Origin of the sequence: Gymnodinialimonas sp. 57CJ19, assembly GCF_038396845.1 — a bacterium.
Lineage (GTDB): Bacteria > Pseudomonadota > Alphaproteobacteria > Rhodobacterales > Rhodobacteraceae > Gymnodinialimonas.
Genome location: NZ_CP151587.1, coordinates 2754590 through 2780947, shown reverse-complemented (window position 1 = coordinate 2780947; position 26358 = coordinate 2754590). Strand labels below are relative to the sequence as shown.

The 26358-nt window shown below is 60.0% G+C and carries 26 protein-coding genes; 12 read left to right on the top strand and 14 right to left on the bottom strand.

Features of this window, described 5'->3' with window-relative positions; translation table 11 throughout:
• Positions 1–108: 108 nt before the first annotated feature.
• The 4 genes from AADW23_RS13645 to AADW23_RS13630 form a co-directional block, all read right to left on the bottom strand.
• Entirely contained in the window at positions 109–1323 is a 1215-nt protein-coding gene (locus AADW23_RS13645; RefSeq protein ID WP_341861493.1) for an NADP-dependent isocitrate dehydrogenase, read from the bottom strand.
• 203 nt (positions 1324–1526) lie between these two features.
• Positions 1527–3722, bottom strand: a complete 2196-nt coding sequence (locus AADW23_RS13640) for an NADP-dependent isocitrate dehydrogenase (RefSeq protein WP_341861492.1) — start codon at positions 3720–3722, stop codon at positions 1527–1529.
• Positions 3723–3988: 266 nt separating this feature from the next.
• The gene (locus AADW23_RS13635; protein WP_341861491.1) at positions 3989–4222 is read right to left on the bottom strand and encodes a hypothetical protein; all 234 of its coding nucleotides are present in this window, start codon (positions 4220–4222) and stop codon (positions 3989–3991) included.
• Between the two features lie 5 nt (positions 4223–4227).
• Positions 4228–4881, bottom strand: coding sequence for an alpha/beta hydrolase (locus tag AADW23_RS13630; RefSeq protein ID WP_341861490.1), 654 nt, complete (start codon positions 4879–4881; stop codon positions 4228–4230).
• 208 nt (positions 4882–5089) lie between these two features.
• Between AADW23_RS13630 and AADW23_RS13625 the strand changes: the two genes are divergently transcribed.
• From AADW23_RS13625 to AADW23_RS13575, 11 genes are all read left to right on the top strand, one after another.
• Positions 5090–5548: an Rrf2 family transcriptional regulator gene (locus tag AADW23_RS13625; protein ID WP_341861489.1), complete on the top strand. Its 459-nt coding sequence runs from the start codon at positions 5090–5092 to the stop codon at positions 5546–5548.
• A gap of 101 nt (positions 5549–5649) precedes the next feature.
• A complete protein-coding gene (locus AADW23_RS13620; protein WP_341861488.1) occupies positions 5650–6690 on the top strand; it encodes an aminotransferase class V-fold PLP-dependent enzyme in 1041 nt (346 codons plus the stop codon).
• Positions 6691–6712: 22 nt separating this feature from the next.
• Positions 6713–8242, top strand: a complete 1530-nt coding sequence (gene sufB, locus AADW23_RS13615; RefSeq protein WP_341861487.1) for a Fe-S cluster assembly protein SufB — start codon at positions 6713–6715, stop codon at positions 8240–8242.
• A 43-nt stretch (positions 8243–8285) separates the two neighbouring features.
• The gene (locus AADW23_RS13610; RefSeq protein WP_341861486.1) at positions 8286–9191 is read left to right on the top strand and encodes an FkbM family methyltransferase; all 906 of its coding nucleotides are present in this window, start codon (positions 8286–8288) and stop codon (positions 9189–9191) included.
• Positions 9191–10051: an FkbM family methyltransferase gene (locus AADW23_RS13605; protein ID WP_341861485.1), complete on the top strand. Its 861-nt coding sequence runs from the start codon at positions 9191–9193 to the stop codon at positions 10049–10051. The genes AADW23_RS13610 and AADW23_RS13605 overlap by 1 nt, the downstream gene beginning before the upstream one ends.
• On the top strand, positions 10048–10839 hold the full coding sequence (locus AADW23_RS13600) for a polysaccharide pyruvyl transferase family protein (protein ID WP_341861484.1): 792 nt from the start codon (positions 10048–10050) through the stop codon (positions 10837–10839). The genes AADW23_RS13605 and AADW23_RS13600 overlap by 4 nt, the downstream gene beginning before the upstream one ends.
• 12 nt (positions 10840–10851) lie before the next feature.
• A complete protein-coding gene (sufC, locus tag AADW23_RS13595; RefSeq protein ID WP_341861483.1) occupies positions 10852–11607 on the top strand; it encodes a Fe-S cluster assembly ATPase SufC in 756 nt (251 codons plus the stop codon).
• Positions 11608–12900 carry a SufD family Fe-S cluster assembly protein gene (locus AADW23_RS13590; protein WP_341861482.1) on the top strand — a complete coding sequence of 431 codons (1293 nt, stop codon included), beginning with the start codon at positions 11608–11610 and terminating at the stop codon, positions 12898–12900.
• Between the two features lie 3 nt (positions 12901–12903).
• Positions 12904–13443, top strand: a complete 540-nt coding sequence (locus AADW23_RS13585; protein WP_341861481.1) for a YIP1 family protein — start codon at positions 12904–12906, stop codon at positions 13441–13443.
• Between the two features lie 63 nt (positions 13444–13506).
• The gene (locus AADW23_RS13580) at positions 13507–14730 is read left to right on the top strand and encodes a cysteine desulfurase (RefSeq protein ID WP_341861480.1); all 1224 of its coding nucleotides are present in this window, start codon (positions 13507–13509) and stop codon (positions 14728–14730) included.
• An 81-nt stretch (positions 14731–14811) separates the two neighbouring features.
• Positions 14812–16104, top strand: a complete 1293-nt coding sequence (locus tag AADW23_RS13575) for a PAS domain-containing protein (protein ID WP_341861479.1) — start codon at positions 14812–14814, stop codon at positions 16102–16104.
• Here AADW23_RS13575 and AADW23_RS13570 read toward each other — a convergent pair.
• From AADW23_RS13570 to mazG, 10 genes are all read right to left on the bottom strand, one after another.
• Positions 16045–16662: a TetR/AcrR family transcriptional regulator gene (locus tag AADW23_RS13570; protein ID WP_341861478.1), complete on the bottom strand. Its 618-nt coding sequence runs from the start codon at positions 16660–16662 to the stop codon at positions 16045–16047. The two genes, AADW23_RS13575 and AADW23_RS13570, sit on opposite strands and share 60 nt — an antisense overlap.
• The gene (gene ppk2 / locus AADW23_RS13565; RefSeq protein WP_341861477.1) at positions 16662–17546 is read right to left on the bottom strand and encodes a polyphosphate kinase 2; all 885 of its coding nucleotides are present in this window, start codon (positions 17544–17546) and stop codon (positions 16662–16664) included. The genes AADW23_RS13570 and ppk2 overlap by 1 nt, the downstream gene beginning before the upstream one ends.
• An 81-nt stretch (positions 17547–17627) precedes the next feature.
• The gene (locus tag AADW23_RS13560) at positions 17628–18584 is read right to left on the bottom strand and encodes an alpha/beta hydrolase (protein ID WP_341861476.1); all 957 of its coding nucleotides are present in this window, start codon (positions 18582–18584) and stop codon (positions 17628–17630) included.
• Complete coding sequence (gene metA, locus AADW23_RS13555) at positions 18581–19522, bottom strand: homoserine O-succinyltransferase (RefSeq protein ID WP_341861475.1); 942 nt, start codon at positions 19520–19522, stop codon at positions 18581–18583. Before metA ends, AADW23_RS13560 begins: the two co-directional genes overlap by 4 nt.
• Before the next feature lie 62 nt (positions 19523–19584).
• Positions 19585–20457: an ATPase gene (locus AADW23_RS13550; protein WP_341861474.1), complete on the bottom strand. Its 873-nt coding sequence runs from the start codon at positions 20455–20457 to the stop codon at positions 19585–19587.
• A 50-nt stretch (positions 20458–20507) separates the two neighbouring features.
• Positions 20508–20882: a hypothetical protein gene (locus AADW23_RS13545; RefSeq protein WP_341861473.1), complete on the bottom strand. Its 375-nt coding sequence runs from the start codon at positions 20880–20882 to the stop codon at positions 20508–20510.
• 53 nt (positions 20883–20935) lie between these two features.
• A complete protein-coding gene (locus AADW23_RS13540; RefSeq protein ID WP_341861472.1) occupies positions 20936–21874 on the bottom strand; it encodes a DMT family transporter in 939 nt (312 codons plus the stop codon).
• A 118-nt stretch (positions 21875–21992) separates the two neighbouring features.
• Entirely contained in the window at positions 21993–23159 is a 1167-nt protein-coding gene (locus tag AADW23_RS13535) for a hypothetical protein (protein ID WP_341861471.1), read from the bottom strand.
• A 157-nt stretch (positions 23160–23316) separates the two neighbouring features.
• Positions 23317–24243: a DMT family transporter gene (locus AADW23_RS13530; protein WP_341861470.1), complete on the bottom strand. Its 927-nt coding sequence runs from the start codon at positions 24241–24243 to the stop codon at positions 23317–23319.
• Positions 24240–25037 carry a nucleoside triphosphate pyrophosphohydrolase gene (mazG, locus tag AADW23_RS13525; RefSeq protein ID WP_341861469.1) on the bottom strand — a complete coding sequence of 266 codons (798 nt, stop codon included), beginning with the start codon at positions 25035–25037 and terminating at the stop codon, positions 24240–24242. The genes AADW23_RS13530 and mazG overlap by 4 nt, the downstream gene beginning before the upstream one ends.
• Positions 25038–25152: 115 nt before the next feature.
• Between mazG and AADW23_RS13520 the strand changes: the two genes are divergently transcribed.
• Positions 25153–26313, top strand: a complete 1161-nt coding sequence (locus AADW23_RS13520) for a M20 aminoacylase family protein (RefSeq protein ID WP_341861468.1) — start codon at positions 25153–25155, stop codon at positions 26311–26313.
• Positions 26314–26358: the final 45 nt, after the last annotated feature.

Below are 26358 nucleotides of genomic sequence, written 5' to 3'. Positions count from 1 at the left end.
TCAAGAAAATGAGGCCCCACTTGACCCGCACAACCGTTGCTCTGTCAAATCCTTCCACACAAACGAAGACCGCCGGGTTTGGCGGTCTTCGGGGTCGTGTTCGTCTGATTAACCCGCCAAGGCGGCGTTCAGGTTCTCGTCAATCTTCTCAAGAAAGCCCATGGTGGTGAGCCAGCTTTGATCCGGCCCCACCAACAGCGCGAGGTCTTTGGTCATGTGCCCGGCTTCCACCGTCTCCACGATCACCCGCTCCAACGTTTCGGCGAACTCCAGCAGTTTGGCGTTGTCGTCCAGCTTGGCGCGGTGCTTCAGCCCGCCTGTCCACGCGTAAATCGAGGCGATCGAGTTCGTAGACGTGGCCTTGCCTTCCTGATGGTTGCGGAAGTGGCGCGTCACTGTGCCGTGGGCGGCCTCGGATTCCACGATCTTGCCATCGGGCGTCATCAGCTGCGACGCCATCATCCCAAGCGACCCGAAACCCTGCGCCACCACGTCGGACTGCACGTCGCCGTCGTAGTTCTTGCAGGCCCACACAAAGCCGCCGTTCCACTTGATCGCACAAGCAACCATATCGTCGATCAGGCGATGTTCGTACCAGATGCCCTTTTCTTCGAACGCTTCTTTGAACTCGTTATCGAAGACCTCCTGGAAGATTTCCAGAAAGCGGCCATCATATTGTTTCAAAATGGTATTCTTGGTGGAGAGATACACCGGCCAGCCAAGGTTGAGGCCGTAGTTCAAAGACGCTCGCGCGAAATCGTAGATGGATTTGTCGACGTTATACATCGACATGAAGACGCCCGCGCTGTCGGCCTTGTAGACCTCATGCTCAATCTCGGTGCCATCTTCGCCGACGAATTTCATCGTCAGCGTGCCCGCACCGGGGAATTTCATGTCTGTCGCTTTGTACTGGTCGCCAAAGGCATGGCGGCCCACCACAATTGGCTGCGTCCAACCCGGCACAAGGCGGGGGACGTTCTTGCAGATGATCGGCTGCCGGAAGATCACGCCGCCCAGAATGTTGCGGATCGTCCCGTTGGGCGATTTCCACATCTTCTTCAGCCCGAACTCTTCCACCCGCGCTTCATCGGGGGTGATCGTGGCGCATTTGACCGCTACGCCCACTTCTTTGGTCTTTTCAGCGGCATCAATGGTGATCTGATCGTCGGTGGCATCGCGGCTTTCGATGCTGAGATCGTAATAAAGCAGATCAATGTCGAGGTAGGGCAGGATCAGCTTGTCTTTGATGAACTGCCAGATGATGCGCGTCATTTCATCGCCGTCCATCTCAACGATGGGATTATCAACTTTGATCTTGGTCATTGAGCCATGTCCTTCGGAGGAGGGTCTGTTGAGATGCTTAGAACAACCAAGCCACGCTGAATCAAGCCTACAGGCCGTAGCTTCGCATCTTCGGCACAGCAGAAGGCGTGTCCGCCCTATTCAGCCGCATTTTTGGCAGCAAAGTCTTGCCAAATGCTAAAAGCGGCATCGCCGAGCAGAGGCCCGGCGATGCACGTCGGCGTTTAGTCGATGATCGCGTTCAGCGTCGCGGAGGGGCGCATGACGGCGGCCAGCTTGACCGGATCGTTCAGGTAGTAGCCGCCCGTGTCGGCCTCGGACCCTTCGGTTGCGTCCAGTTCTGCGATGATCGCGGCTTCACCCTCGGCCAGTGCCTTGGCGATGGGTGCGAATTCTGCGGCCATCTCGGCGTCCGTGGTTTGGGCGGCTAGCGCCTCGGCCCAGTAACGGGCAAACCAGTAATGGCTGTCGCGGTTGTCGGGCTGGCCGACCTTGCGACCGGGCGAGCGGTTGTCGTCCAGGATGCCTTGGGTCGCCGCATCAACTGCGTCGCCGAGAACCCGCGCTTTGGCGTTGCCCTTGGCATCGGCAAGGAAATTGAAGGACTCGCCCAAGGCGCAGAACTCACCCAAGCTGTCCCACCGCAGGTGGCCTTCGCTGTGGAGCTGCTGAACGTGCTTGGGGGCAGAGCCGCCCGCGCCGGTTTCAAACAATCCGCCGCCCTGCATCAGTTTCACGATCGACAGCATTTTGGCCGATGTCGCCAGTTCCAGGATCGGGAACAGGTCGGTCAGGTAATCGCGCAGCACGTTGCCGGTGATGGCGATGGTGTTTTCCCCCTTGGTGATCGTCTCCAGCGAGGCGCGTGTTGCTTCGCGTGGGGCCATGATCTCAAATTTGTCAGCAACACCAGCGGCTTCCAGCAGGGGCTTCACGTATTGGATCAACTGAGCGTCATGGGCGCGGTTGGCATCCAGCCAGAAGATGGAGCGGAACCCGGTGGCTTTCTGCCGGGCAATCGCCAGCGCAACCCAATCCTCGATCGGCGCCTTGCGCGCCGAGGCCGAGCGCCAGATATCGCCCGCCTGCACATCGTGGGAATGAAGCACTGTGCCGTCGGAGGCGATCATCTTGACGGTACCGGCCTCGGCAATCTCGAACGTGGTGGGGTGAGAGCCGTATTCCTCGGCCTTCTGTGCCATCAAGCCAAGGTTTTGCACCGTGCCTGCAGTGGCCGGGTCCAACGCGCCATTTTCTTTAAAGAACGCGATGCTCTCGTCATAGACGGGGGCGTAGGAGTTGTCGGGGATGACGCAAACGGCGTCGTCCTCTTGCCCATCGGGGCCCCAACCCTTGCCGCCAGCGCGGATCAGCGCGGGCATGGAAGCGTCGATGATCACGTCAGAGGAGACGTGAAGGTTGGTGATGCCCTTGTCGCTATCGACCATATACATCGGCGGACGCTCTGCCATGCAGGCGTCAATCGCGGCCATGTTCTCGGCGTCGTCTTTCACACGTGCCAGCAGATCGCCCAAGCCTTGGTTCGGGTTCACGCCCAACTCGGCCATCTTGTCGCCGTGGGCCTCAAAAACCGGTGCCAGGAAGGCGCGAACCGCATGGCCGAAGATGATCGGGTCCGAGACCTTCATCATCGTTGCTTTCATGTGCAGCGAGAACAAGATGCCCTCGGCCTTGGTTTTTTCGATCTCGTCAGCGAGGAAGGCATCAAGCGCGCTCGCACTCATGTAGGTTGCGTCCAGCACGGTTCCTGCGGGGTAGGAGAGGCCGTCTTTCAGAACTGTTTCACCGTTCGCGGTTTCCAGGACGATCTTCGCTGTCGTATCCTCGGCCAGCGTTACGGACGTCTCGTTCGAAAAGAAGTCACCACCCGACATGGAGGCCACGCGGGTTTTGCTATCGGCGCTCCAGGCGCCCATGCGGTGGGGGTTGTTCTGGGCGTAGTTCTTGACCGCGGTGGCGGCGCGACGGTCCGAGTTTCCTTCGCGCAGAACCGGGTTCACGGCGGAACCCTTGATCCCGTCATAACGGGCGCGGATCTCTTTTTCTGCATCCGTTTCAGGGGTTTCCGGATAGTTGGGGATGTTAAATCCCTTTCCCTGAAGCTCGGTAATTGCGGCCACAAGCTGCGGCACAGAGGCCGAGATGTTGGGCAGCTTCACCACGTTGGCCGACGCGGTCTTAACCAGTTCACCCAAAGCGGCCAGATCATCGGAAATGCGCTGATCGTCGGTCAGGTTTTCAGGGAAAGTCGCGAGGATGCGGCCCGCAAGGCTGATGTCCTTGGTGCCGACGGTGATGTCGGCTGCCTTGGCGAAGCGTTGGATGATCGGAAGCAGCGAGGCCGAGGCCAGCTCGGGCGCTTCGTCGACTTTGGTGTAGATGATGTCAGGAGTTGTCATGGAACGGCCCTCTGCGCGTGTTTGTGTGTTGCGGTCCGTGTAGCGGAACAACGCGCGGTGGGGAAGGGCGTATACCGTGGTATACTGGCGACGCGGTGTCGCGGGAAGCCGGGTGGCATCACGAAACGGAATGACGACGGTCGCAAGCGGGTGGTGCTACATTAAGCAAATCAAAAGAAGGTCGCGCGGCGCGGGTTTGCAACTTTGCAAAACGGCAAAAGGGGCAGCTGATTATAGGGAAAAAGGTCGACCGCCACGCGAAGGCGTTACTGGCCTGAAAGCGCGGCCTCGGCCGCCTTGATCTTCGCCTCAAGAACTTTGCGGGCCCGAGCCTCGGCCTGGATCACGCGTACGGCGGTTCGGTAGAGTTCTTCGGTGGTGGGAGAAGACGCGCCGACGACCTGAGCGATGGTTTCCGGCAGCGTTTCATCATCCAAGGCAATCGCCGCCGCACAGGCGTCGATTGCGAGTTTCTCGGCAAGGTCGTTGGCAAGGCCCATGGAATTTACCGTGTGTTTTCCGTCAGGCGACGACGCACGTAGGTTTGAACAGTTTCGATCATCGGGTCCATGTAGGGATCCTCGAAGAAGTGTCCCGCGCCTTCCATCTCCTCGTGGGTAATGGTGATGCCCTTCTGCTCGTGCAGCTTGTCCACAAGGATGCGGGTATCTTGCGGTTTCGCAACGCGGTCAGCCGTGCCGTTAATCATCAAGCCCGAGGCCGGGCAGGGCGCGAGGAACGAGAAGTCGTACATGTTCGCAGGGGGAGAGACCGAGATGAACCCAGTGATCTCGGGGCGACGCATCAGCAGTTGCATCCCGATCCATGCCCCAAAGGAGAAGCCCGCAACCCAGCAGTGCTTGGAATTGGGGTTCATGGATTGCAGGTAATCCAGCGCGGAGGCGGCATCGGACAGCTCGCCAATACCCTGATCGTATTCGCCCTGAGACCGGCCCACACCACGGAAGTTGAAACGCAGAACCGTGAAGCCCATCTGATGATAGGCGTAGTGCAGGTTATACACGACACGGTTGTTCATCGTGCCGCCGAACTGCGGGTGCGGGTGCAGGATGATCGCGATAGGCGCGTCTTTTGCCTTTTGCGGGTGGTAGCGGCCTTCTAGCCGGCCTTCTGGTCCGGGGAAAATTACCTCGGGCATCCACGTCTCCTACTCGTATCGTGTGCTCTCGGGAGGAATGGCGCGGTTTTCTTGACGGGCCGCGCGGGCCTCCCTAGAACGATTCCAATGTGAGCGCGGCTGGTTAACCGCGCAAAGGTTGCATCGCAGTTAAGGGCGGGGCGCGAAAAGGTCAATCATTCAAGCACGTGTGCGTGCCGATTGCGGGGCCTGTGGCAGGAGCGATGGGATGAAACTGAGTACAAAGGGCCGCTACGCGATGGTGGCGATGGTTGATCTGGCGTTGCAAGAGGGCGACCGGCCCACATCGCTATCGGAACTGTCGAAGCGACAGGGCGTGAGCTTGCCGTATCTGGAACAATTGTTCGTAAAGTTGCGCCGGGCCGAGTTGGTCGTATCGGTGCGCGGCCCAGGGGGCGGCTATCGCTTGGGTCGGGCGGCATCGGATATTCGCGTGGTCCAGATCTTTGAGGCCGTGGATGAAACGGTGAGCGCGATGCATCAGGGAGCGGGCGCATCGAGCAAGGCATCGGGGAGCCGCGCCCAAAGCCTGACGAACCGGTTGTGGGAAGGCTTTTCGGCCCATGTCTACGTGTTCTTGCACCAAACAAGGTTGTCGGACGTGGTGAAGAATGAATTGTCGCCCTGTCCCGCGGTGCCGAACCTGTTCGAATTGGTGGATGAGTAAGCGATAGCGCTGAAACGCGGGCGGCATTGTGTGCGGCTGGTGTTGGAGTGAGTTGTATTGGCCAAGATGAAGCCAGCCCAGAGTGCTGACCGGAGAGTTTTATGAGAGTGCGCAGTTACCTCGACTGGAACGCCACGGCGCCCCTGCGCCCGGAGGCGCGCGCGGCGATGGGGGCGGCGATGGATTTGGTCGGAAACCCCTCGTCCGTGCATCAAGAGGGGCGGGCGGCGAAGGCCATGTTGGAGCGGGCAAGGGCGCAGGTGGCGGAAGCTTTGGGTGCCTTGGCGGCCGATGTGGTGTTTGTGTCGGGTGCGACGGAGGCGGCGGCGCTGGCGATGGCCGGTCGCGGGCTGGCCTGCGCAGAAGTGGAGCATGATGCGGTGCGCGCCTGGGGCGAGGGGCCGTTGGACGTGAGTGCGCAGGGGCGGGTTGTGATTGGGGAGCCGTCCCGGTCCAGTGTGCAGGTGGCCAATTCCGAGACCGGGATTTTGCAGGATTTGCCGGAGGGTTTGGCGGTCAGTGACTGGACGCAGGGCTTTGGCAAGGTGCCTTTGGCCTTTGATTGGGCGGGCATTGATATGGTTTTTGTGTCGTCGCACAAGGTCGGTGGCCCCAAAGGCGTTGGGGCGTTGGTGATGCGGCGTGGTCTGGATGTGCAGGCGCAGATCCGCGGTGGCGGGCAAGAAAGTGGCCGTCGCCACGGGACCGAGAACCTGATTGGGATCGCCGGTTTTGGGGCTGCTGCAGAGGCTGCCGCACGCGATTTGGCCGACGGATTGTGGGAGCCGGTGGACAAACTTAGAATATTTCTAGAAAAGACTCTGGAAGACGCGGCGAAATCGACTATTTTAGTCGGGAAAGGCGCGGCACGCTTGCCCAACACCTCGATGTTTATCACCGAGGGGTGGAAGGGCGAGACGCAAGTGATGGCGATGGACTTGGCGGGGTTTGCGGTTTCTGCGGGCTCGGCGTGTTCCAGCGGCAAAGTGAAGATGTCGGGCGTATTACGCGCGATGGGATATTCCGAGGTCGAGGCGGGAAGCGCGTTGCGCGTATCGCTTGGGCCCGAAGTGACAGAGGGGCAGGTCGCGGCATTTTGCGATGCGTGGCTGGCCGCTCGGGACAAGAAATTCGCCCGTTGAGGCGGGCGTTTGGAGGTGCAGGATGAGCGCGTTGGATATGGATGAAGTTCAGGTCAAGGAAGGTGTCGATCAGGAAACGGTCGATGCGGTCAAAGGTCTTGGCGGGGCGTATAAATACGGCTGGAACACTGAGATCGAGATGGACTATGCGCCCATCGGCGTGAACGAAGACATTGTGCGCCTGATCTCGGAAAAGAACGAAGAGCCCGAATGGATGCTCGACTGGCGCCTGCAAGCGTTCAAACGCTGGAAGCAGATGAAAGAGCCGGAGTGGGCGATGGTGGATTACCCCGCCATCGATTATCAGGGCCAATATTACTATGCCCGTCCCAAAAGCATGGAGACCAAGCCCAAATCCTTGGACGAGGTCGATCCCAAGTTGTTGGAAACTTACAAGAAACTCGGTATTCCGTTGAAGGAGCAGATGATCCTTGCCGGTGTCGAAGGGGCGGAAGATGCGCCGGCGGAAGGCCGTAAGGTTGCCGTGGATGCGGTCTTTGACTCGGTCTCTGTCGGGACAACGTTCCAGGCAGAGCTGAAAGCCAAAGGCGTGATCTTCTGCTCGATCTCCGAGGCGATCAAGGACCATCCGGATCTGGTGAAGAAGTACCTCGGCTCGGTCGTGCCGATCACCGACAACTTCTTTGCGACGCTCAACAGTGCAGTTTTCTCGGACGGGTCGTTTGTCTACATCCCGCCGGGCGTGCGCTGCCCGATGGAGCTGTCCACCTACTTCCGGATCAACGCCGAAAACACCGGCCAGTTCGAGCGGACGCTGATTATCGCCGACAAGGAAAGCTACGTCTCCTACCTTGAGGGTTGCACCGCGCCAATGCGCGACACGCACCAATTGCACGCGGCGGTGGTGGAGCTGGTCTTGCTGGAAGATGCGGAGATCAAGTATTCCACTGTTCAGAACTGGTATCCCGGTGACGAGAACGGCAAGGGCGGCATCTACAACTTCGTGACCAAACGCGCCGATTGCCGGGGTGATCGGTCCAAGGTGATGTGGACGCAGGTCGAGACCGGCTCGGCCGTGACGTGGAAGTACCCCAGCTGTATCCTGCGGGGGGATGACTCTCAGGGCGAGTTCTACTCCATCGCCATTGCCAACAACATGCAGCAGGCCGACACCGGCACCAAGATGGTGCATCTGGGCAAGCGCACGAAATCGCGCATCGTCTCCAAGGGTATTTCTGCGGGCAAGGCGCAGAATACTTACCGGGGGCTCGTGTCGATGCACCCGAAGGCCAAGGACAGCCGCAACTATACCCAGTGCGACAGCCTTCTGATTGGTGACAAATGCGGGGCGCACACGGTGCCTTATATCGAGGTGAAGAATAACTCGTCCCGCGTGGAGCATGAGGCAACGACGTCGAAGGTGGACGACGACCAGATGTTCTACTGCCAGTCGCGCGGCATGGACGAGGAAGAGGCCGTGGCCCTGATCGTCAACGGCTTCGCCAAGGAGGTGCTGCAAGCCCTGCCGATGGAATTCGCCATGGAAGCGCAGCAGTTGGTGGCGATCTCTCTGGAAGGGTCGGTGGGCTAAGGCCCGCACCGGGCCCGACCATCACCACGATTGAGGTAAAGAAGTGAGCGTTCCTTTTGATGCAGATCGCGCCCGCGCGATGATCGAGATCTTGTCGCCTGAGCGGCGCACGAGGGTTGTCGACATTGGGGCTAATCCGCTCGACGAGACGCCCTACAAAGGTCTGCTCTCGATCGGTGCCTGCGACGTCTGGGGATTTGAACCGCAGCGTGCGGCCTTTGACAAGTTGATGGAGGCGAAAGGCCCGCGCGAAAACTACCTTTGCGCGGCAGTGGGCGATGGCAACCGGGCAGAGCTGAAGGTCTGTGCCGACAGTGGCTTTACCTCGTTGTTGGAGCCCAACCTTGCGCTGGCGGAGGCAACAGGACAGTTCCGGGACCGGGTTAAAGTGCTCGAGCGGATCGAAATGGACACGACCCGACTGGATGATCTGGACGAGATACCTCAGTTCGATCTTTTGAAAATCGATATTCAGGGCGGCGAGCAGATGGTGTTCCGCAACGGTCCCAAAGCCATATCGCAGGCATTGGCCGTGATCACCGAAGTTGCCGCCTTGCCGATCTACGAGGGGCAACCCCTGCTCCATGATCAACTGAATGAGTTGGCGCAGCATGGGTTCTATCTGCACAAATTCCTTTTCATGAAGGCGATTGGGTTCCGAAACCCCCACAGTGCCCGTTTGTCACGTGGCCTGTACCGCAGTCAGGTTAGCGATGGTGACGCGGCCTTGGTGCGTGGGATGACGGATATGGCGTCGCTGAAGACAGAGGAACTCAAGCATCTCGCGATCCTTGCCGATAGTGTCCTGCTGACTCAGGATCTTGCTGTCGTGGCAATGACGGAGTTGGTGAAGCGCGACGTGCTGACCGACGATGCCGTCCATGACTACATTGATTTGCTGCCCAGAGTACGCCCGCACGCGCGCGCGGCTGGTGGGGGCGCGAACTGATGCATAGCGTGTTGGAACAAGCTCGCGCGATTTGTAACGCGGACCCGGTGCTGGCAGCTCTGTTGCCTGACGTACCCGGTGCGATCGAGATCACTGAGTGTGAGATCGACAGCAAAGACGTGCGGTTTGCCACCAACATGGAACGCGATCCGATCCAGCGCAGCCATCGCAACAAGCGCTTTTTTGAGCCGCAGGAATTGGACCTGATGCGCACCTACCTGCCCAAGGGCGGTACGTTTCTGGATATCGGCGCCAATGTCGGCAACCACAGCCTCTATGCTGGCCTCTTCTGCCAGGCCGGGCGTTTAATCCCGTTCGAGCCCAATCCCCTGGCCTACCGGCTTTTGGTTCTGAACCTTGTGATGAACGGCCTCCAAGACCAAACGGTGTTTGACTATGTGGGCTTCGGCGCGTCCGATGTGGACGCCGAAGGTTTTGCCATGACTGATCGGCAAAAGAACCTTGGCGCGGCCCGCATGGTCGCCGGAGAGGGAGAGATTGCGACCCTGCGCCCCGATGACTTCCTGACCGACGAGACGCCCCATTTCATCAAGATCGACGTGGAAGGGATGGAGATGGAGGTGCTGCGCGGGTTGCAGAAAACCATCCGACGCACGCGCCCTGTGCTGCTGGTTGAAGTGGACCGCGCCAACATCCATGACTTTGCCGATTGGCGTTTGGCCAATGGGTTTGAGCTTCCGGCCTCGATCAAACACTACAAGGAAAACCGCAATTTTCTTTGTGTCCCAGAAGAGCGGGGGGACGACCTTTCCGTGCCCGACGCCCGCGCCCGTGACGCGGCGGCAAAGCTGTTTGCGGGCCGAAAGGCTGCCGCACCGCGCAAGGAGGGACGGGGATGAGTGATCCGATCCGCCTCTACTATTGGCCCGCGCCGAATTTCGGCGATGCGCTGTCGCACCTGATCGTGGAACACGTTTCGGGCAGGAAGGTCGTGAACGCGCGCCCGAAACAGGCAGAGCTGTTTGCGCTTGGCTCACTCATGCATGTGATCTCCAAACACTGGACAGATCACTCGCGTGGCGAGGGGCCGATTTTGTGGGGTACGGGGCTGTTGAACCCGTTCTATCGCAAGGATTTCCTGGAAAACGTCCGGGTGCGGCTTCTGCGCGGCCCGATCTCGGCCGCGTTCCTGCGCCTGAAAATGACCGAGTTCGGCGATCCGGGCCTGTTGGCGGATGAGGCCCTTGGCCCTGTCACGGAACGTCACGACCGCGTGGCGATCGTGCCCCATCACAGCCAGATGGAGGACCCCCGCTTCGTTGATATGGTCGAGGCCGACCCGGCGCTGCATTTGATCGACGTGCGCCTTGATCCCGAAACCGTATGCCGTGAAATCGCGTCTTCGGCCCATGTGTTCAGCGCCTCTCTGCATGGGTTGATCGTGGCCGATGCCTACGGCGTTGCGAACACATGGATGGACCCTGACACACAGGGCCGTCTGAAATACCACGACTATGCGGCCTCTATCGGGCGCGACTTGATCGCCCCGGTCGAGGTTGACGATGTCCCCAAAGCGGCCCGCGCCGCCCAGGATGGACCGCTTCCCTATACCGAAGGTATCGCGCGTTGCCGCGAGAGCCTTCACCGACATTTTCCGGCCGAACTGCGTGCCGGAACAACTCCATGAAGAGGATAGAACATGCTGAATATCAAAGGCTTGGCCGTAGAACTTGAAGAAGAAGATAAACAGATCCTCAAAGGTGTTGATCTGGAAGTAGGCGCGGGCGAAGTGCACGCGATCATGGGCCCGAATGGCTCGGGTAAATCTACCTTGTCTTACGTGTTGTCCGGGAAGGGCGGCTACGAGGTCACAGGCGGCTCGGCCACGCTGGACGGCGAAGATCTGCTGGACATGGACCCCGAAGAACGCGCGGCAGCGGGCCTGTTTCTGGCATTCCAGTACCCCGTTGAAATCCCCGGCGTGGGCAACATGACGTTCCTGCGCACCGCCGTGAACGCGCAGCGCAAGCAGCGCGGCGAAGAGGAAATGTCGGCGGGCGAGTTCCTGAAGGTGATCCGTGCCAAGGCCAAAGATCTGAAGATCGACGCCGAGATGCTGAAGCGCCCCGTCAACGTCGGCTTCTCGGGCGGCGAGAAGAAGCGCAACGAAATCCTGCAAATGGCGATGCTGGAACCCAAGATGTGCATCTTGGACGAGACGGACTCGGGCCTCGATGTGGACGCCATGAAGCTTGTCTCCGACGGCGTGAACGCCCTGCGTAGCGAGGGGCGCGGCTTCCTTGTTATCACCCATTACCAACGTCTTCTCGACCACATCAAACCCGACGTTGTGCACATCATGGCCGATGGTCGTATCGTGAAATCCGGCGGCCCGGAGTTGGCCCTTGAGGTCGAGCAAAACGGCTATGCCGACATTCTGGCGGAGGTAGCTTAAATGGCCAATCCGGCTGCAAAACTCGATCTGACCGAAGCGCGGATTGCCGCGCTGACGATGCCAGACAACGCGCCCGATGCCCGTGGCGCAGCCCTCGCGCGGGTGCGCGAAATGGGGTTGCCCACGCGCCGTGATGAATATTGGCGCTACACCGATCCCGCCACTTTGACGCAGGCCAACACACCGCGTGCGGCCGTGTTCCACGACCCGACCGAGACGCCCTTGTTCGCGGATATCGACCGCCTCAAGGTCGTTTTTGTCGATGGCGTGTTTGATGCCGACAAGTCCGATGATCTCGCCATGGCGGGTCTGGAGATTGAGCGTCTGGAAGACGTCTTGGCCAAGGACATTCATTGGGCCAAGGATTTCTACGGCACCCGGGAAACTGCGGGCCAGGACCCCGTGGCGCGTCCCCTTGCGGCGCTCAACACCGCCTTTGCCACCGACGGCGTCGTGATCCGGGCCACCGCCAAGGCCGAAAAGCCCGTAGCGCTGATCTACTTGCACCGCGATGAGCGGTCAGAGGTCATGTTGCACCATCTGGTGCGGGTCGAAACCGGTGCCGAGCTGACCTTGCTGGAGGTCGGCCCCGCCGCTGCGCGTTTTAACAAATGCTTGGAAATCGACGTGGCCGACGGCGGCGCGTTCCATCACGTCTGCGCCCAAGGCCGCGACCATGAACGCCGTGCCGCGACCCATATCTTTGCCCGTGTGGGCGCGGGGTCGCTTTACAAGTCGTTCACCACGACGGCCAACGGCGTGACCACGCGCAACGAGCATGTCATCGACATCGTGGGAGACAACGCCATGGCCCATGTGGCAGGCGCGGCCCTCGGAGATGGCAAGAGCGCCGATTTCCATCACGATGACACAGTTTTCATCACCCACGACGCGGTGGATTGTGAAAGCCGCCAAGTCTTCAAAAAGGTCCTGCGCAACGGGGCCGAGGGCGTATTCCAAGGCAAGATCCTTGTGAAAGCGGGGGCGCAGAAGACCGATGGCTATCAAATCAGCCAGTCACTTCTCCTCGACGAAGACAGCAGTTTTCAGGCCAAACCCGAGTTGGAGATCTACGCCGACGATGTGATCTGCTCTCATGGCTCCACCACCGGCGCGATCGACGAAGAGGCGATGTTCTACCTGCAATCGCGCGGCGTGCCCGTGGATCAGGCGACAGACCTTTTGGTTCTTGCCTTCCTGGCCGAAGCCATCGAGGAAATCGCCGATGAAGCGATCCGCGATGACGTCACCGCGCGGCTCGAAGAATGGCTGGTGCGCCGGCGGGCCGGCTGATCCATGAGCGTAAGCCAAGATATGGTCGCAACCTGGCGCAGGCCGCGTGCGGTGATGCGCAAGCTGCTGGCGATGGGCGTTCGAGAAGATCGGGCGCTGGCGCTGCTGTTCGCGGCCTGTCTGATGATCTTTGTCGGCCAGCTGCCACGCTTGCAAAGGGCCAATACGTTGGAACAGCAAGAGTGGTTGGCGACGGCCACCAAAGCCTCGGACCAGGTGGCAACGTTCCAGGCCGAAATTGCCATCACCGGCTTTGCGTGGCTGCTGGTCTGGCCGCTGATGTTTTACCTCATCGGCGGGCTGACCCATATCATCGCGCGTCTTTTCGGCGGGCGTGGCAGCTTCTATTCGGCGCGTCTGGCACTGTTTTGGGCGCTTCTGGCGTCCAGCCCCGCGTGGCTGTTTCACGGCCTGGTCTCGGGCTTCATCGGCCCCGGTCCGGCGCAGCAAATCGCGGGCGTGATCGTCATCGGCTCTTTCCTTGGGTTCTGGAGCATCTGTCTGCGAGAGGCGGAAACAAACCCTGAAGGGGCCACCCCTTGAACCTTTCTTACCAACACCGGACGGCCCCCAAGGCCGCCCCCCAAGATACGGGCGGTCTTTCCCATGACCTATGATGTAGAGGCGATCCGCGCCGATTTCCCGATCCTCTCGCGAGAGGTCAACGGCAAACCCTTGGTCTATCTCGACAATGGCGCCTCGGCCCAGAAGCCGCAGGTGGTGATTGATGCGATTACGCAGGCCTATTCGCAGGAATATGCGAATGTGCACAGGGGCTTGCACTACCTGAGCAACCTTGCGACCGAGAAATATGAAGGCACCCGCGCCACCATCGCGCGGTTCCTTGGCGCCGCCGATGAAGAAGAAATCGTCTTCACCACAGGCACAACCGAAGCGATCAATCTAGTGGCCTATTCCTGGGCCATGCCACGCATGGAAGCGGGTGATGAGATCATTCTGACCGTCGCCGAACACCACGCAAATATCGTGCCATGGCACTTCCTGCGCGAACGCCAAGGGGTGAAACTGGTCTGGGTCGATGTGGATGCCAACGGTGACCTTGATCCGCAAGCGGTCATTGACGCCATGACCCCGCGTACCAAACTGGTCGCCATGACCCATATGTCCAATGTCTTGGGCAGCGTCTTCGACGTGAAAACCGTCGTCGATGCCGCCCACGCCCGTGGCGTTGCGGTGTTGGTGGATGGCTCTCAATCCTCGGTCCATATGCCGGTGAATGTGGATGCCATTGGGGCGGATTTCTACGCGATCACCGGTCACAAGCTTTACGGCCCCAGCGGCTCGGGCGCGATCCACATCAAACGGTCCCGCATGGACGAGATGCGCCCCTTCATGGGGGGCGGCGACATGATCCGGGAAGTGAGCCGAGAGGTCATCACTTGGAACGACCCGCCGATGAAGTTTGAGGCCGGCACGCCGGGCATCGTCCAGCAGATCGGCCTTGGTGTCGCGTTGGAATATCTGATGGATATCGGGATGGAGAACATCGCCGCCCACGAAGCCGATATCGCGGCCTATGCTGGCACGCGCCTGAAGGGGCTCAACTGGTTGAACGTGCAGGGTAATTCCGCCAGCAAGGGGGCTATTTTCAGTTTCACCATGTCCGGCGCAGCCCATGCCCATGACATCTCTACCGTGCTCGACAAGAAGGGCGTGGCGGTACGGGCAGGGCACCATTGTGCGCAGCCCTTGATGGAACACATGGGCGTTAACGCCACCGCTCGCGCGTCCTTCGGAATGTACAATACGCGCGCCGAGGTCGATACGCTGATCGACGCGCTGGAGCTGTGCCACGAGCTTTTCGCCTGACGTGATGCCGCAAGACCTGTGCGTTAAGGATATTGTAAGACGCATCTGAGACGAAAGAGGCCTACCAGAAAGGTCTCATACATGCCGAAAGAAGTCGCCGTTGGGGTGCAGCCCAGAAACACAAACCGGGAGACACCATTTCACCCCGAGGAGTTGTTCTTTTCGCGCGCTGACAGACGAGGGATCATTCGCGGCGGGAATGGCGTTTTCTGTCGCGTCAGCGGCTATCAGTGGGATGAACTGGTCGGCTCGCCTCACAAGATGGTGCGCCATGATGATATGCCCAAGGCCGTCTTCTGGCTGATGTGGAAAGCCATCTTGGCAGGCGAACCCCTTGGCGCTTATGTGAAAAACCGGGCCAAGGATGGGGGATATTATTGGGTCTATGCGATTGTGATCGCCCAAGATGACGAATTCGTTTCGGTTCGTCTGAAGCCCACCAGCCCAATGTCGGACACGGCCAAATCCCTATATGCCGACATCCGCGCCTTGGAAAAGACGGGCGAGGTGACGCCGGAAGAAAGCGCGCAGGCGCTTTTGGCGCGGCTGATGGATCTCGGCTACGCCGATTACGCCAGTTTCATGTCAGCGTCATTGTCCCAGGAAATTCGCGCGCGCGATGCGTTGATTGCCCGTGGCCCCAATAACCGGATGGAGCGTTTTGCAGAAATGCTCACATTCCTGGAGACGATCCGAACCGAAGGGCAAACCATCATCGATGGCTTCAAAGCCATCGAGGATTCCCCCAAGAACATGCGCGTCCACGCCACGCGGTTAGGCGAATGCGCCGCGCCCCTAGGGGTGATTTCCTCCAATTTTCATGAGATTGCGACGAATATCAAATCCGGGATCAAGCCGTTTCTTGACGGATTGGATCATGTGGCGGAATGCCTGGGTCGCGGCCTTTTCGTGAACTGCGCCGTCAGCATGTTGAGCGAGATCATCGTGCAATTCGGGGCCGAACCGGACCGCCAATTCGCCGCTTTCACCTATGATGAAATGGATCGCCTCAAGGCGCAGCACCCAAAACAGACCGAACAGGGGCAGGAGGTTCTGGAAGATGTTTTGCGCACATTGGCAGAGTTTGCAGGCGCTTGTTTGACGTTGAAGCGGACCCTGTCGGGGCTCAACATCATGCGGGTGATGAGTGAGATTGAAACCGCCCGCATCGGTGATCCCACGGGCAGTATGGGAGAGATCATCATGCAGTTGCACCGGTTCCAGACACTCACGCAATCCTGCCTAAGCAGTATTGAAACCCACAGCGGCCGCATCCAAAGCATCCTGCGCAAGGAGCTTTCCGTTGAAAGTCGCCTAAGCGTCCGGGTCGATCAACCCCAGGCCACGCAAGTAAATGCCAATACCGGCCTCTAGCAAATCTTCGGGCGGGAAGGGCGCAATGGCACCGGGGCGACCGCGGGCAAAAAGCTCTACCACACCGTGGGACATGGCCCAGATGTGGGCGGAGAACATCGATGACGGCGGGCGCTTTTCCGGCGGGATATGCTCGGAGAGTGCCTCAGCAGCGTGCTCCAGAATGGCGCTGGATTTGTTCGCGGCCGCAGCCAATTCCGGCGTCGCATTGACCGAGGTGCCGGATTCAAACATCGCCATGTAATGGCCGGGGAATTTGCGGGCAAACGCCAGATAGGCGCGGCCCGTCGCTTCGAACGCCGCAAGGGCCGAAGGCTGTCCGCCGTTGAAGGCATGGACCATCAGGTCCGCAAAAATCTCGTGGCCCTGGCGCGCGCATTCCGCGATCAGTTCTTCGCGCCCATCAAAGTGGCGATAGACCGCCGCAGGGGTCACGCCTGCCGTCTTCGCCGCCTCCGACAGGGTGAATCCTGTCGGGCCTTTCGCCTCGATCAGGTGCAAGGCCGCATCGACCAGAGCCTGCTTGAGGTTGCCGTGATGGTAGCCGCGTTTGGACATCAGTTGGCCGCACCGGGATCTGTCCACATGTCCGGCCCGCCGGTGATTGCGGGATCGGGCACGCCCACCAGTTCCGCGTTTTTGCTGTCGTAATCCAGCCCCTGCAACACGGCGCGGATCACCGCCAGCCGCGCACGGCGCTTATCGTCGGAACGGATCACCGTCCAAGGTGCCGCCGCCGTGTGTGAGCGTTCCAGCGTTTCCGCGATAGCATCGCTATAGGCGTCCCACTTCTTCAGGCCTTCCACGTCAATCCAGCTGAGTTTCCAGTGCTTTAGCGCATCTTCTTCGCGGGCCATGAAACGGCGCAACTGCTCGGCCCGGCCCACGTTCAACCAGATCTTTGTCAGGTGAATTCCATCGGTTGCAATCGTGCTTTCAAAGCCCGGAAGTTGCGCGAAAAACGTCTCTCGCTGCGCGTCCGTACAGAAGCCAAAGACCTTTTCCACCACGCCGCGATTGTACCAACTGCGGTCAAACAGGCGGATTTCCCCGGCGCTTGGCAGGTGTTGGATGTAGCGTTGGAAGTACCATTGCCCGGCTTCACGCTCCGTCGGCTTCGACAAGGCCACGACGCCTGCCGCCCGGGGGTTCAGGTTCTCGCGGATGCGTTTGATCGCGCCGCCTTTGCCTGCCGCGTCACGACCCTCGAAGACCACGGCAACCCGCGCACCGCTATCACGCACCCACGCCAGCATCTTGACCAGCTCAATCTGGAGCGCGGCAAGATCTGCCTCATAAGCATCCTTATCCATCCGCTTCTCATAGGGGTACGACGGGTCCAGCACGCGGTTCTTCTTCGCGTTTTCAATCTGCTCGCGCACCCAATCCGGGGCGGCGTCGTTGAAATAGGCGCTGATGGCGCCGTCAAAGGGTTTGCTCATGGCTCGGGCCTGCTCTCGCAAAATGTTATTATCTATTACATTAGGGGGCTGGTGGCGATTTCGCAATGAAACAGCGCGGTTTCAGCGCAGTCCCGCCCGTGAGGTAACGCGGGCAATCGCTTCGGCAATCGCCTCGGGTTCGGCGTGTTGAGGCATATGGCCGACGCCTTCCAGCACCGTAAGGGCAGCGTCGGGGATTTGCTGACTGAGCGGGGTGGCGTGAATGTGGAGGCCAACGGTCGTGTCGGCGTCCCCGTGGATAATCTCGACCGGCAGTGCGACGTCGCCGTAGCGCGGCACCATCGCCTCAATCTGCGGCAGCAAAGCCACCCGTTGGAGCGCGTTTTCACGAAGCGAGGCGCGGCGCAGGGTCAGACCGGGGGCGAAATGCTGGCCGTAGCCCGCGGGCGCCGATTGCGGGGTGAAGACCGCGTTCACCTGCTCGGTCACGATCCGTTCCGGCACCCATGCGGCCAGAAGGTTTGCCAGGATCGGCCCCCCAATGGGGTGGGCCAAGGTTCGGTAATAGGCGCTGATCCCGGTGTCCCAAGGGTTTGTCGCGCCTGCCAAAACCACAAGGCCCGCCATCACATTGGGTCGCTCCACCGCCCAAGCCGTCGCCACGGACCCGCCAAAGGAATGGCCCACCACGATGGGGTTTTCAGCGCCCAGGGCAAGGCTCGCCTCGGCCAGAAGCCGCGCCTGATCGGCGATGGAAACGCCGTCACTCGGCACCTCCGTATAGCCATGACCGGGGCGATCAAACGCAATGACGCGATAGCGGTCGCGAAGGCGCGCGACCATGTCGAAGGTCCAATCATTCAGGTTCCCGCCCGACCCGTGCAGCAGCACGACGACGGGGCCTTCGCCCTCATCTGTGTAGTGAACGCGGGCGTCTCCGACCTGCACAAAGGCCCCCGAAGGGGGATTGGCCGCCTCTGCCGCCGCCTCATTCCGTCCGGCACGCCAAACAGTGACCAATGCGAGGAGGCATGTGGCGCAAGCCAAAATGCCGAGGAGGGCCAGCACCAGTTTCACCGCCGCAAATCCGTAGAGGCGAAGCCGATCTGATCCATGTCGAAGGGCGTCGTCAGGTACAATTCACTGACCCAATTGCCGTAGAGCAGATGGGCGTGGGACCGCCAGCGGTTCATCGGTGTGCGGGTCGGATCGTCGTCGGGATAGTAGTTCACCGGCACGTTGATCGGCGCGCCGGCCTCTGCGTCGCGGTCGTATTCCTGCTTCAAGGTCTCGCTGTCATATTCAAAGTGGTTGAACACATAAAGCGCCCGGTGGCTTGCGTCTTCCACCAACGCGGGCCCCACTTCATCCGAGCCGATCAGCGTCGTCAGGCCCGCCTGCGCCACCTCGTCGGCCCGCACTTCCGTCCACCGCGACACGGGCATCAGCACATCGTCCGAGAACCCCCGCAGGTACGGCGACGCCGGGGCTTGGTTCACGTGGCGGAAGCACCCAAAGGCTTTCGCGTCCAGCATGTGCTTCTTGATTCCGTGGAAATGATACGCCATCGCCATACCGCCCCAGCAAATGCCAAAGGTCGAATGCACATGGGTCTGGGTCCAATCCATTACCGTCTTCAGCTCATCCCAATAGGTGACTTCTTCAAACGGCAAATGCTCGATCGGGGCGCCGGTAATCAGCAGCCCGTCAAACTTCTCACCGCTGGCCTGCACTTCCGAGAAGGGACGGTAGAACTCATCCATATGCTCGGACGATGTGTTTTTGGAGGCATGGTCCGACATCCGGATCAGCGACAGTTCGATCTGCAAGGGCGAGGCCCCAATCAGCCGCGCAAACTGCGTTTCCGTCTGGATCTTCTTGGGCATCAAATTCAGAAGCCCGATCCGCAGGGGACGTATATCCTGCTGCGAGGCCGCGTCCTCGGGCATCACCATCACGCCTTCGCGCGACAGGACGTTATAGGCGGGCAGGGTATCGGGCAATTTGATGGGCATGGGTTTATTCTCTTGCTGCGTTGGCAGAATTTAGGCGGAGGGGGGCCGATGTGCCAGTGACCTCACATAGATTTGCGCGCCAGCGCCTGCGCGATCATCTCCTCGGCGTCGCGCCCGTCGCGCACGGCTTCCACCGCGGCTGCCGTGACGCCGACGCCCCAGTTCTGCGCCATCGCCCGATAAAGGGGCGCACGGTTATGGATCACCTGCGAAAAGGCGTGGACGGCGAAGTCATCGGGGTCCACCTGCGCGTCGGTCACGCCATGGTGGGCAAGGTAGTCTTGCCAGAGCGTCTCTAGCAGGGCGGGCGGATAATAGATCGGCTTTGGGTTCAGCTTGAATCGGCGGATCAGTTCGGCGTCGTGGCCTTCGGGGGATTCAATCCAGATCATCAGGGTGTTGGACGCCAGCGTCTGCAACACCTCGTCCTTGGGGTCGTCAGGGGACACCACTTCGCAGATGGAGCCGCCGGTATCGCAGATGAAATGACCGTACCCGTACAAGGCAGCCGCGCGGTGAATGAACGGCACCGTGTCCAGAAGGGCGTTCACCTCGGCGCGGCGATGCAGCGCTTGGCGGCGCTGGTATTCGGCAAACGGCAAACCGCCCTTGGACGGATCGCCGGGCTTGCCCAGATAGGTGGACAGCGGCGCGAGGTTATCGAAGGTAATGTTGGACCCGATATAGATACTGTCCGAGCGCAAAAGCTCGGCCAATAGCGGCACCTTCATCGCCTGCGCCTTCAGGTTGTCGGCAATATGCTCGCCCATATAGGCGGTGCCGATCCGGTAATCGACGCTGTAGTGAAACCAATCCCCGCCATCGCGCAGCTTGTTGGACAGCACCGTTTTGCCAAGGCCAGACATGCCAAAGACGGCCACCCGTTTGGCAGGGGCATCAAGGAAGGCTTGCGGGCTGTCGTAGATCAGTTCCATCGCCGATGCTTGCCACGGGCAAACGCCTCAAGGCAAGCGGGCGAATGCGTTTAGCGATACCAGATTCCCTGGTTTGCCAAGTACCCCTCCACTTGCAGGCGATGGTGCTGGTGCAATCGGTAGCCTTGCGACAGGTAGTTCTGGTTGGTCTGGGCGAATTGGGCGTCCGACATGCCGTGGTGCGTGGCCCAATCGCGCAGTCCTGCGGGGGCCGGGCCGAAATGGGCGTTGAACTGCAAGTGCCCATACACAAGCCCGGCCTCTACGTGGACGGGAATAAGGGGGTGATAAAAGGCCTCATCGAAGAAATACTGGTAGTCAGCGCTGGACACCCAGCCTGTGGTGCTTTGCTGAGCCTGGCTGCTCGGCGCGCTGAATGTAAGGAGACACAGAGCCGTCAAAGCGGATGCGATTAGGTGTTTCATGATCTAATTCCATTGCAGATAGTGGGCGAAATATGCCCGCAATGAAGGTGACGTTAGGGCAATCCATGCCCGCCGGTCAAATGTTTCGACCCGCGCTTTAGGACGCGCAGAATACGCCCGTCTAAAATCAGCAACCCCACCGCCAATAGCGCGAAGCCCAAGAAGGCCTCGGGCGCAAGGCGCTCCTCCAACACCACGGCTCCCAAAATGATCGCCACGGGCGGGATCAGCAGCGTCACCAACATGGCGTTGCCCGTGCCGACCATGGCGAGGACGCGGTAATAGAGAAGATAGGCGAAGGCCGTGCCGAAAACGGCAAAGTAGCCCACAGCGAGGTATGTCTGGGGCAGGGCGGGCCACGTGGGGGCGCCGTCCATGACCAGAGCGGCAGGCAGCAGGATCAGGCTTGCACCCGTCAACATCCCCGCCGCTGCCACCGCCGGGGTTAACCCCATTAACCTTTTGCGCGCCCAAGCACTGGCCAAGGCGTAGGAGAACGTCCCCCCAATCACCGCCAATTGCGCGAGGCTTCGGATATCGAATTGCCGCAAGCTGTCCAGACCGATCGCCACAGCGACCCCGGCAAATGCCACCGCCACGCCGATGGATTTGCGCAGGGTCAGTCGTTCATCAGCAAAGCACAGGGCCGCCACCAACACCCCAAAAATCGCCGTGCCGGCGTTGAAGATCGAGGTCAGCCCGGTCTCGATAAACTGCTGCCCCCACGCCATCAAAGCAAAGGGGATCACGTTGTTCAGCATCCCCATCACCACGAACGCGCCCCAAATGCGAAGATCGCCGGGCACGGGCAGGCGGCGGATCAGCACATAGATCCACAAGATCACGCAGGCCCAGATCACCCGATGCGCCACGAGGGTCAGGAAAGGGATTTCCTCCAGCCCCAGCTTGATCGACAGAAATGAGGCGCCCCAGATCAGGGCTAAAACGCCCATCTCGGCCCACGCGCGGGTGCTTACAGAGGTTTGTGTCATGGCAACGGTCTAGGCCCCCACGAGCCGCCCCGCGACCCGGAACTTGCGATAGCGACAAAGAAAAACCCCGCCAGCGCAGAGCGCGGCGGGGTTTGAAGATTTTGAAAGGTACAGTCGGTTAGAAGGTGTAACCAACTCGCAGGCCAAAGCCCACGGCATGGTTGTCGTCAAAGTTGGCAAAGGTCGTACCGGGAGTGACTGGGGATTCCGTGATCGCATCGCCTATGAAGGTGTAATTGATCCCGCCCGTGATTGTTGTATCGCCAATGGTGTAACGTGCTCCCAACCCTAAGGAGGTACGTCCATCAGTTGGGCCGAGATTGCCGGAGAAGCCGCCATTTGAAGTCTCGTGAGTAATAGACCCCAGAACCGTCCAAGTGTCATTCAAAACGCGGGCTCCACCTAGCGTATATGTGAAAACGTCATTGTCATAGCTCACCAAGGAGTTTCCCGATGAGATGGAACCGGTATAAAGTGGGGGGGTAATGTTGAATTCCGTCCAATCTACCCAACGGACCGAACCAAACACCAAAGTGCCTTCTGCGACGCCAGTTTGAGCTTCAAGAAGCAGCTGCTGTGGAATTGTCGTTTCGAAAGTCGTCGGTCCCACACCACCGGCAGAAGTGCCCTCAGTTCCGGAAAACGTGTGATCGGTTGCGCTGTAGTAAGTCAGCGCCACTCGCAAAGCGATGTCGGGGCGCTCATAAGCCGCCCCAAGCATATAACCCAGCTCATAGTCGCTTTCTGCGTTCATCAAGTAACGGCCGCCGGCTCCCGCAGAGCCATCAAAGAGAGCTACGCTTCCCTCTGCACTCACGGCACGCAGACCGCCATATACCGAGAAGTTCTCAGAAAATTCGTAGCGTGCTGCGAGGGTCAACGCGTTAGAATTAATCTCTGCTTGTGATCCGCGTCCCGTACCATAGGCATAACCTGGGCCAGAATTAGGCGTATAGTTTACGTCAGCCCCAATCGGCTGATCATACATCACTGCGAAAGATAAGGCGTCCGTTACGTCTTGGCGGTATGCAAAACTAGAATAGCTATAAGCCGGGGCAATATCGCGTGACTCTGATCCGGCAGAAGACCCAAGTGTAGCGATAGTTTCTTGCTGCACTCCAGTTATCTCCGGATCAACATAGGTGAAGCCGAACTCCACATAGGATCCGTCTTGAAACAGGATCGCGGGGCTCTGGCCTTGGCGCTCCACGCCGCCTGCATGGGCGATGGTGGTGGTGGCCAGAAGGGCCGCGAGTGTGGTGGTGGTTTTTGTAAAGCGGGTCATGTGAATGCCTCCCCGTCGATGTGTCCCTAAACGTATCCTGCGTTCTCCCTCGCAGGGCTTGGCATCAATAACGCCGAGAAACCTCCCCTCCGGTCAAATATTCCCCTGCGTCACATCTGGGTTATGGGCGGATCAACACGCTAATGTGTCTCAAAAGCTACACATTCGACGCGCGTCCGCGCCTGCGGCGGTGTTCTACTAATATATTCATGTAGTTCGCCCCGAAAATGAGAATCGCACCCAGTAGAACCGCCCACTCCAACGGCTCCTCAAAGAACAACGCGCCCACTATGGCGATCAGGGGCAGGCGGGCGAAATCGATTGGCATCACGACTGAGGCCGGTGCCAACGCGAAGGCCGATGTCATGCAAAAATGCGCCAAGAGCCCGCAAATCCCGATCAGAACCACCCAAGGCACCAGGGCCAGCGACGGTAGGGCCATGGTGCCGTCGTAGAGGCAGAATATCAGGCCAAAGATAAATTGGATCACCGTTAGCCAAAACAGGATGCAGGTGATTGTCTGGTCGCTTGTCAGGCGTTTGGTGAAAATCGCCGTCGCCGCAAAGAACACCGCCGCTGCAAGCGTGGCCCCCATGCCGAAGGAGAACGGCGCGGCACCTGGCTGCACGACAATCAATATCCCAATAAAACCAATAACTCCCGATGCGACCTTCATCCAAGTCAACCGCTCGCCCAGAAACAGCGCCGCAAATATGATGACCCAGAGGGGCGCGGTGAATTCCAGCGCGAATACCTGCGCCAAGGGGATCGCACTGACCGCGAAAAACCACAGGTTCTGCCCGGCAAAATGGCAGGCGTTGCGGATGATGTGAAGCGGCAGGCGGTCGGTGCGTATCTGGTGCAGATGGCCGCGCAACCCGCTAATGAGCAGGACCAGTACCAGCCCCACGGCCGAGCGGTAGGCCATCAACTCGAACGTATCCAGCTCTGCCGTCACGCGCCGTCCTGCCACGGCCATGGCCGAGAAAGACACGATCGCGCCGATCATGAACGCGGCGGCCCTCGGCACATTAGGCGGAGGCACGTTGGACGGACGCACGTTAGACGGGGGGGCCTCGCTCATAAGCCTTTGGCTTTCGCGTCGTCCCAAAGCGCGTCCATTTCTTCTAGTGTGCTTGAAGTGGGGCTTGAAGAACGCTCCGCAAGCGCCTGTTCAATATAGGAAAACCTGCGCACGAACTTGGCATTCGCGCCGCGCAGCGCCGTTTCCGGATCCACCTTCAGGTGACGCGCCAGATTGGCCATCACGAATAACAGGTCCCCCATTTCCTCGGCGATTTTTTCCTGTGGCAGGGTGTCTCTCGCTTCGGCCAGCTCTCGGGCTTCTTCAGCGATCTTGTCGATGACATGCCCAATCTCGGGCCAGTCAAACCCCACCCGCGCCGCGCGTTTTTGCAGCTTTTCGGCGCGCATCAAGGCGGGCAGTCCCATCGCCACGTCATCCAACACGCCGCCGGCATCCTTGGCGGCCCGCTCAGCCGCCTTCACCGTTTCCCAATCCGCCACCTGTTGCTCGGCCGATTTGGCGTTGCTTTCGTCGCCGAACACATGGGGATGGCGGGCGATCATTTTGTCGCCAATGCCCCGGGCCACATCGTCAAAGTCGAAATGCCCGCCATCCTCGGCCATCTGCGCGTGGAAGACGGACTGGAACAGCAGATCCCCCAACTCTCCACGTAGCTCGTCCATATCACCACGCTCGATGGCGTCGGCAACCTCGTAGGCCTCTTCGATGGTATAGGGGGCAATTGACGCAAACGTCTGCTCCACGTCCCACGGGCAGCCATGAACGGGATCGCGCAGCCGCGCCATGATGGCGCGCAGGCGGTGCATCGGGTCGGAGGGGAGCGTTTTCATGGTGCAAGGGATGGGCCAACATTCACCCCAGAGCAAGCCCCCAGTTAGGTCCTTGCATCTTCGCCCCACAGGCTCAACACTGGGCACAACACCCCCCCCGATATTGGAGAACTCCATGCCCATCATCAACTCCATCGCTGCTATGGCCGACGACATGAAAACCTGGCGCAGGCATCTTCATATGCACCCGGAATTGCAGTTCGAGTGCCACCAGACCGCTGCTTTCGTGGTGGACAAGCTCAAGGAGTTCGGCATCAGCGATATTCACGAGGGGATCGCGACCTCGGGCGTTGTGGCGATTATCGACAGCGGTGTGCCCGGCGACACCATCGGTCTTCGCGCCGATATGGATGCGCTTCCGATTGAAGAGGCGACGGGGGCCGACCATGCCTCGACCATTGCCGGGAAGATGCACGCTTGCGGCCATGATGGCCATACGACGATGCTGTTGGGGGCGGCGAAATATCTGGCCGAGACGCGCAACTTTACGGGTCGCGTGGCGCTGATTTTCCAACCCGCGGAAGAGGGCGGCGGCGGCGCGGGGGTGATGGTGGACGAAGGCATCATGGATACCTTCAACATCGCCAAGGTCTTCGCGCTGCATAACGTGCCGGGCAAAGAGTTGGGCAGCGTCTTTACCAACCCCGGCGCGATCATGGCGTCCGCCGACACGTTCCACGTGAACATCAAGGGCAAGGGCGGCCATGGCGCCTATCCCCATGAAACCTTGGACCCAATCCCGGCGGCCATTGCCGTAGCACAGGGCTTTGGCACGATCGTGTCACGCAACAACAGGGCGCTGGATGACCTGGTCGTGTCGGTCACGCAAATTCATGCGGGCTCTACCGATAACGTGATCCCGGAATCCGCCTACCTCAACGGTACCGTGCGCACCTTTGATGCCGATGTCCGCGACATGGTTGAACGTCGCATGGGCGAGATCGCCGAAGGGCAGGCGGCCAGCTACGGGGTGGAAATCGACTTCGTCTACGAGCGTGGCTACCCCGCCACGATCAACGACCCGGGCGCTGCGGCTTTCGCCATTGACGTCGCCCGAGATGTCGCCGGGGCCGAGCGCGTCGATGGCAATGCCTCCAAAGAGATGGGAGCCGAGGATTTCGCCTATATGCTGGAGGCCCGGCCCGGTGCCTATCTGTTCGTCGGCGCGGGCGAAGGCGCGGGTCTGCACCACCCCGAATTTGACTTTAACGATGAAATTTCGCCCCTGGGCGCCAGCCTTCTGGCGGGCTTCGTGGAACGCGCCAATCCCGCCTAGGGACCACGAGCCCTGCGTGGAAATAATTTGCGCGACGGCCATTGC

Excerpts from the sequence above, each read along its gene's own strand:
- AADW23_RS13645 (WP_341861493.1), bottom strand. The coding sequence starts at position 1,323 with ATGACCAAGATCAAAGTTGATAATCCCATCGTTGAGATGGACGGCGAT.
- AADW23_RS13640 (WP_341861492.1), bottom strand. The coding sequence starts at position 3,722 with ATGACAACTCCTGACATCATCTACACCAAAGTCGACGAAGCGCCCGAG.
- AADW23_RS13635 (WP_341861491.1), bottom strand. The coding sequence starts at position 4,222 with ATGGGCCTTGCCAACGACCTTGCCGAGAAACTCGCAATCGACGCCTGT.
- AADW23_RS13630 (WP_341861490.1), bottom strand. The coding sequence starts at position 4,881 with ATGCCCGAGGTAATTTTCCCCGGACCAGAAGGCCGGCTAGAAGGCCGC.
- AADW23_RS13625 (WP_341861489.1), top strand. The coding sequence starts at position 5,090 with ATGAAACTGAGTACAAAGGGCCGCTACGCGATGGTGGCGATGGTTGAT.
- AADW23_RS13620 (WP_341861488.1), top strand. The coding sequence starts at position 5,650 with ATGAGAGTGCGCAGTTACCTCGACTGGAACGCCACGGCGCCCCTGCGC.
- sufB (WP_341861487.1), top strand. The coding sequence starts at position 6,713 with ATGAGCGCGTTGGATATGGATGAAGTTCAGGTCAAGGAAGGTGTCGAT.
- AADW23_RS13605 (WP_341861485.1), top strand. The coding sequence starts at position 9,191 with ATGCATAGCGTGTTGGAACAAGCTCGCGCGATTTGTAACGCGGACCCG.
- AADW23_RS13600 (WP_341861484.1), top strand. The coding sequence starts at position 10,048 with ATGAGTGATCCGATCCGCCTCTACTATTGGCCCGCGCCGAATTTCGGC.
- sufC (WP_341861483.1), top strand. The coding sequence starts at position 10,852 with ATGCTGAATATCAAAGGCTTGGCCGTAGAACTTGAAGAAGAAGATAAA.
- AADW23_RS13590 (WP_341861482.1), top strand. The coding sequence starts at position 11,608 with ATGGCCAATCCGGCTGCAAAACTCGATCTGACCGAAGCGCGGATTGCC.
- AADW23_RS13585 (WP_341861481.1), top strand. The coding sequence starts at position 12,904 with ATGAGCGTAAGCCAAGATATGGTCGCAACCTGGCGCAGGCCGCGTGCG.
- AADW23_RS13580 (WP_341861480.1), top strand. The coding sequence starts at position 13,507 with ATGACCTATGATGTAGAGGCGATCCGCGCCGATTTCCCGATCCTCTCG.
- AADW23_RS13575 (WP_341861479.1), top strand. The coding sequence starts at position 14,812 with ATGCCGAAAGAAGTCGCCGTTGGGGTGCAGCCCAGAAACACAAACCGG.
- AADW23_RS13570 (WP_341861478.1), bottom strand. The coding sequence starts at position 16,662 with ATGTCCAAACGCGGCTACCATCACGGCAACCTCAAGCAGGCTCTGGTC.
- ppk2 (WP_341861477.1), bottom strand. The coding sequence starts at position 17,546 with ATGAGCAAACCCTTTGACGGCGCCATCAGCGCCTATTTCAACGACGCC.
- metA (WP_341861475.1), bottom strand. The coding sequence starts at position 19,522 with ATGCCCATCAAATTGCCCGATACCCTGCCCGCCTATAACGTCCTGTCG.
- AADW23_RS13550 (WP_341861474.1), bottom strand. The coding sequence starts at position 20,457 with ATGGAACTGATCTACGACAGCCCGCAAGCCTTCCTTGATGCCCCTGCC.
- AADW23_RS13545 (WP_341861473.1), bottom strand. The coding sequence starts at position 20,882 with ATGAAACACCTAATCGCATCCGCTTTGACGGCTCTGTGTCTCCTTACA.
- AADW23_RS13540 (WP_341861472.1), bottom strand. The coding sequence starts at position 21,874 with ATGACACAAACCTCTGTAAGCACCCGCGCGTGGGCCGAGATGGGCGTT.
- AADW23_RS13535 (WP_341861471.1), bottom strand. The coding sequence starts at position 23,159 with ATGACCCGCTTTACAAAAACCACCACCACACTCGCGGCCCTTCTGGCC.
- AADW23_RS13530 (WP_341861470.1), bottom strand. The coding sequence starts at position 24,243 with ATGAGCGAGGCCCCCCCGTCTAACGTGCGTCCGTCCAACGTGCCTCCG.
- mazG (WP_341861469.1), bottom strand. The coding sequence starts at position 25,037 with ATGAAAACGCTCCCCTCCGACCCGATGCACCGCCTGCGCGCCATCATG.
- AADW23_RS13520 (WP_341861468.1), top strand. The coding sequence starts at position 25,153 with ATGCCCATCATCAACTCCATCGCTGCTATGGCCGACGACATGAAAACC.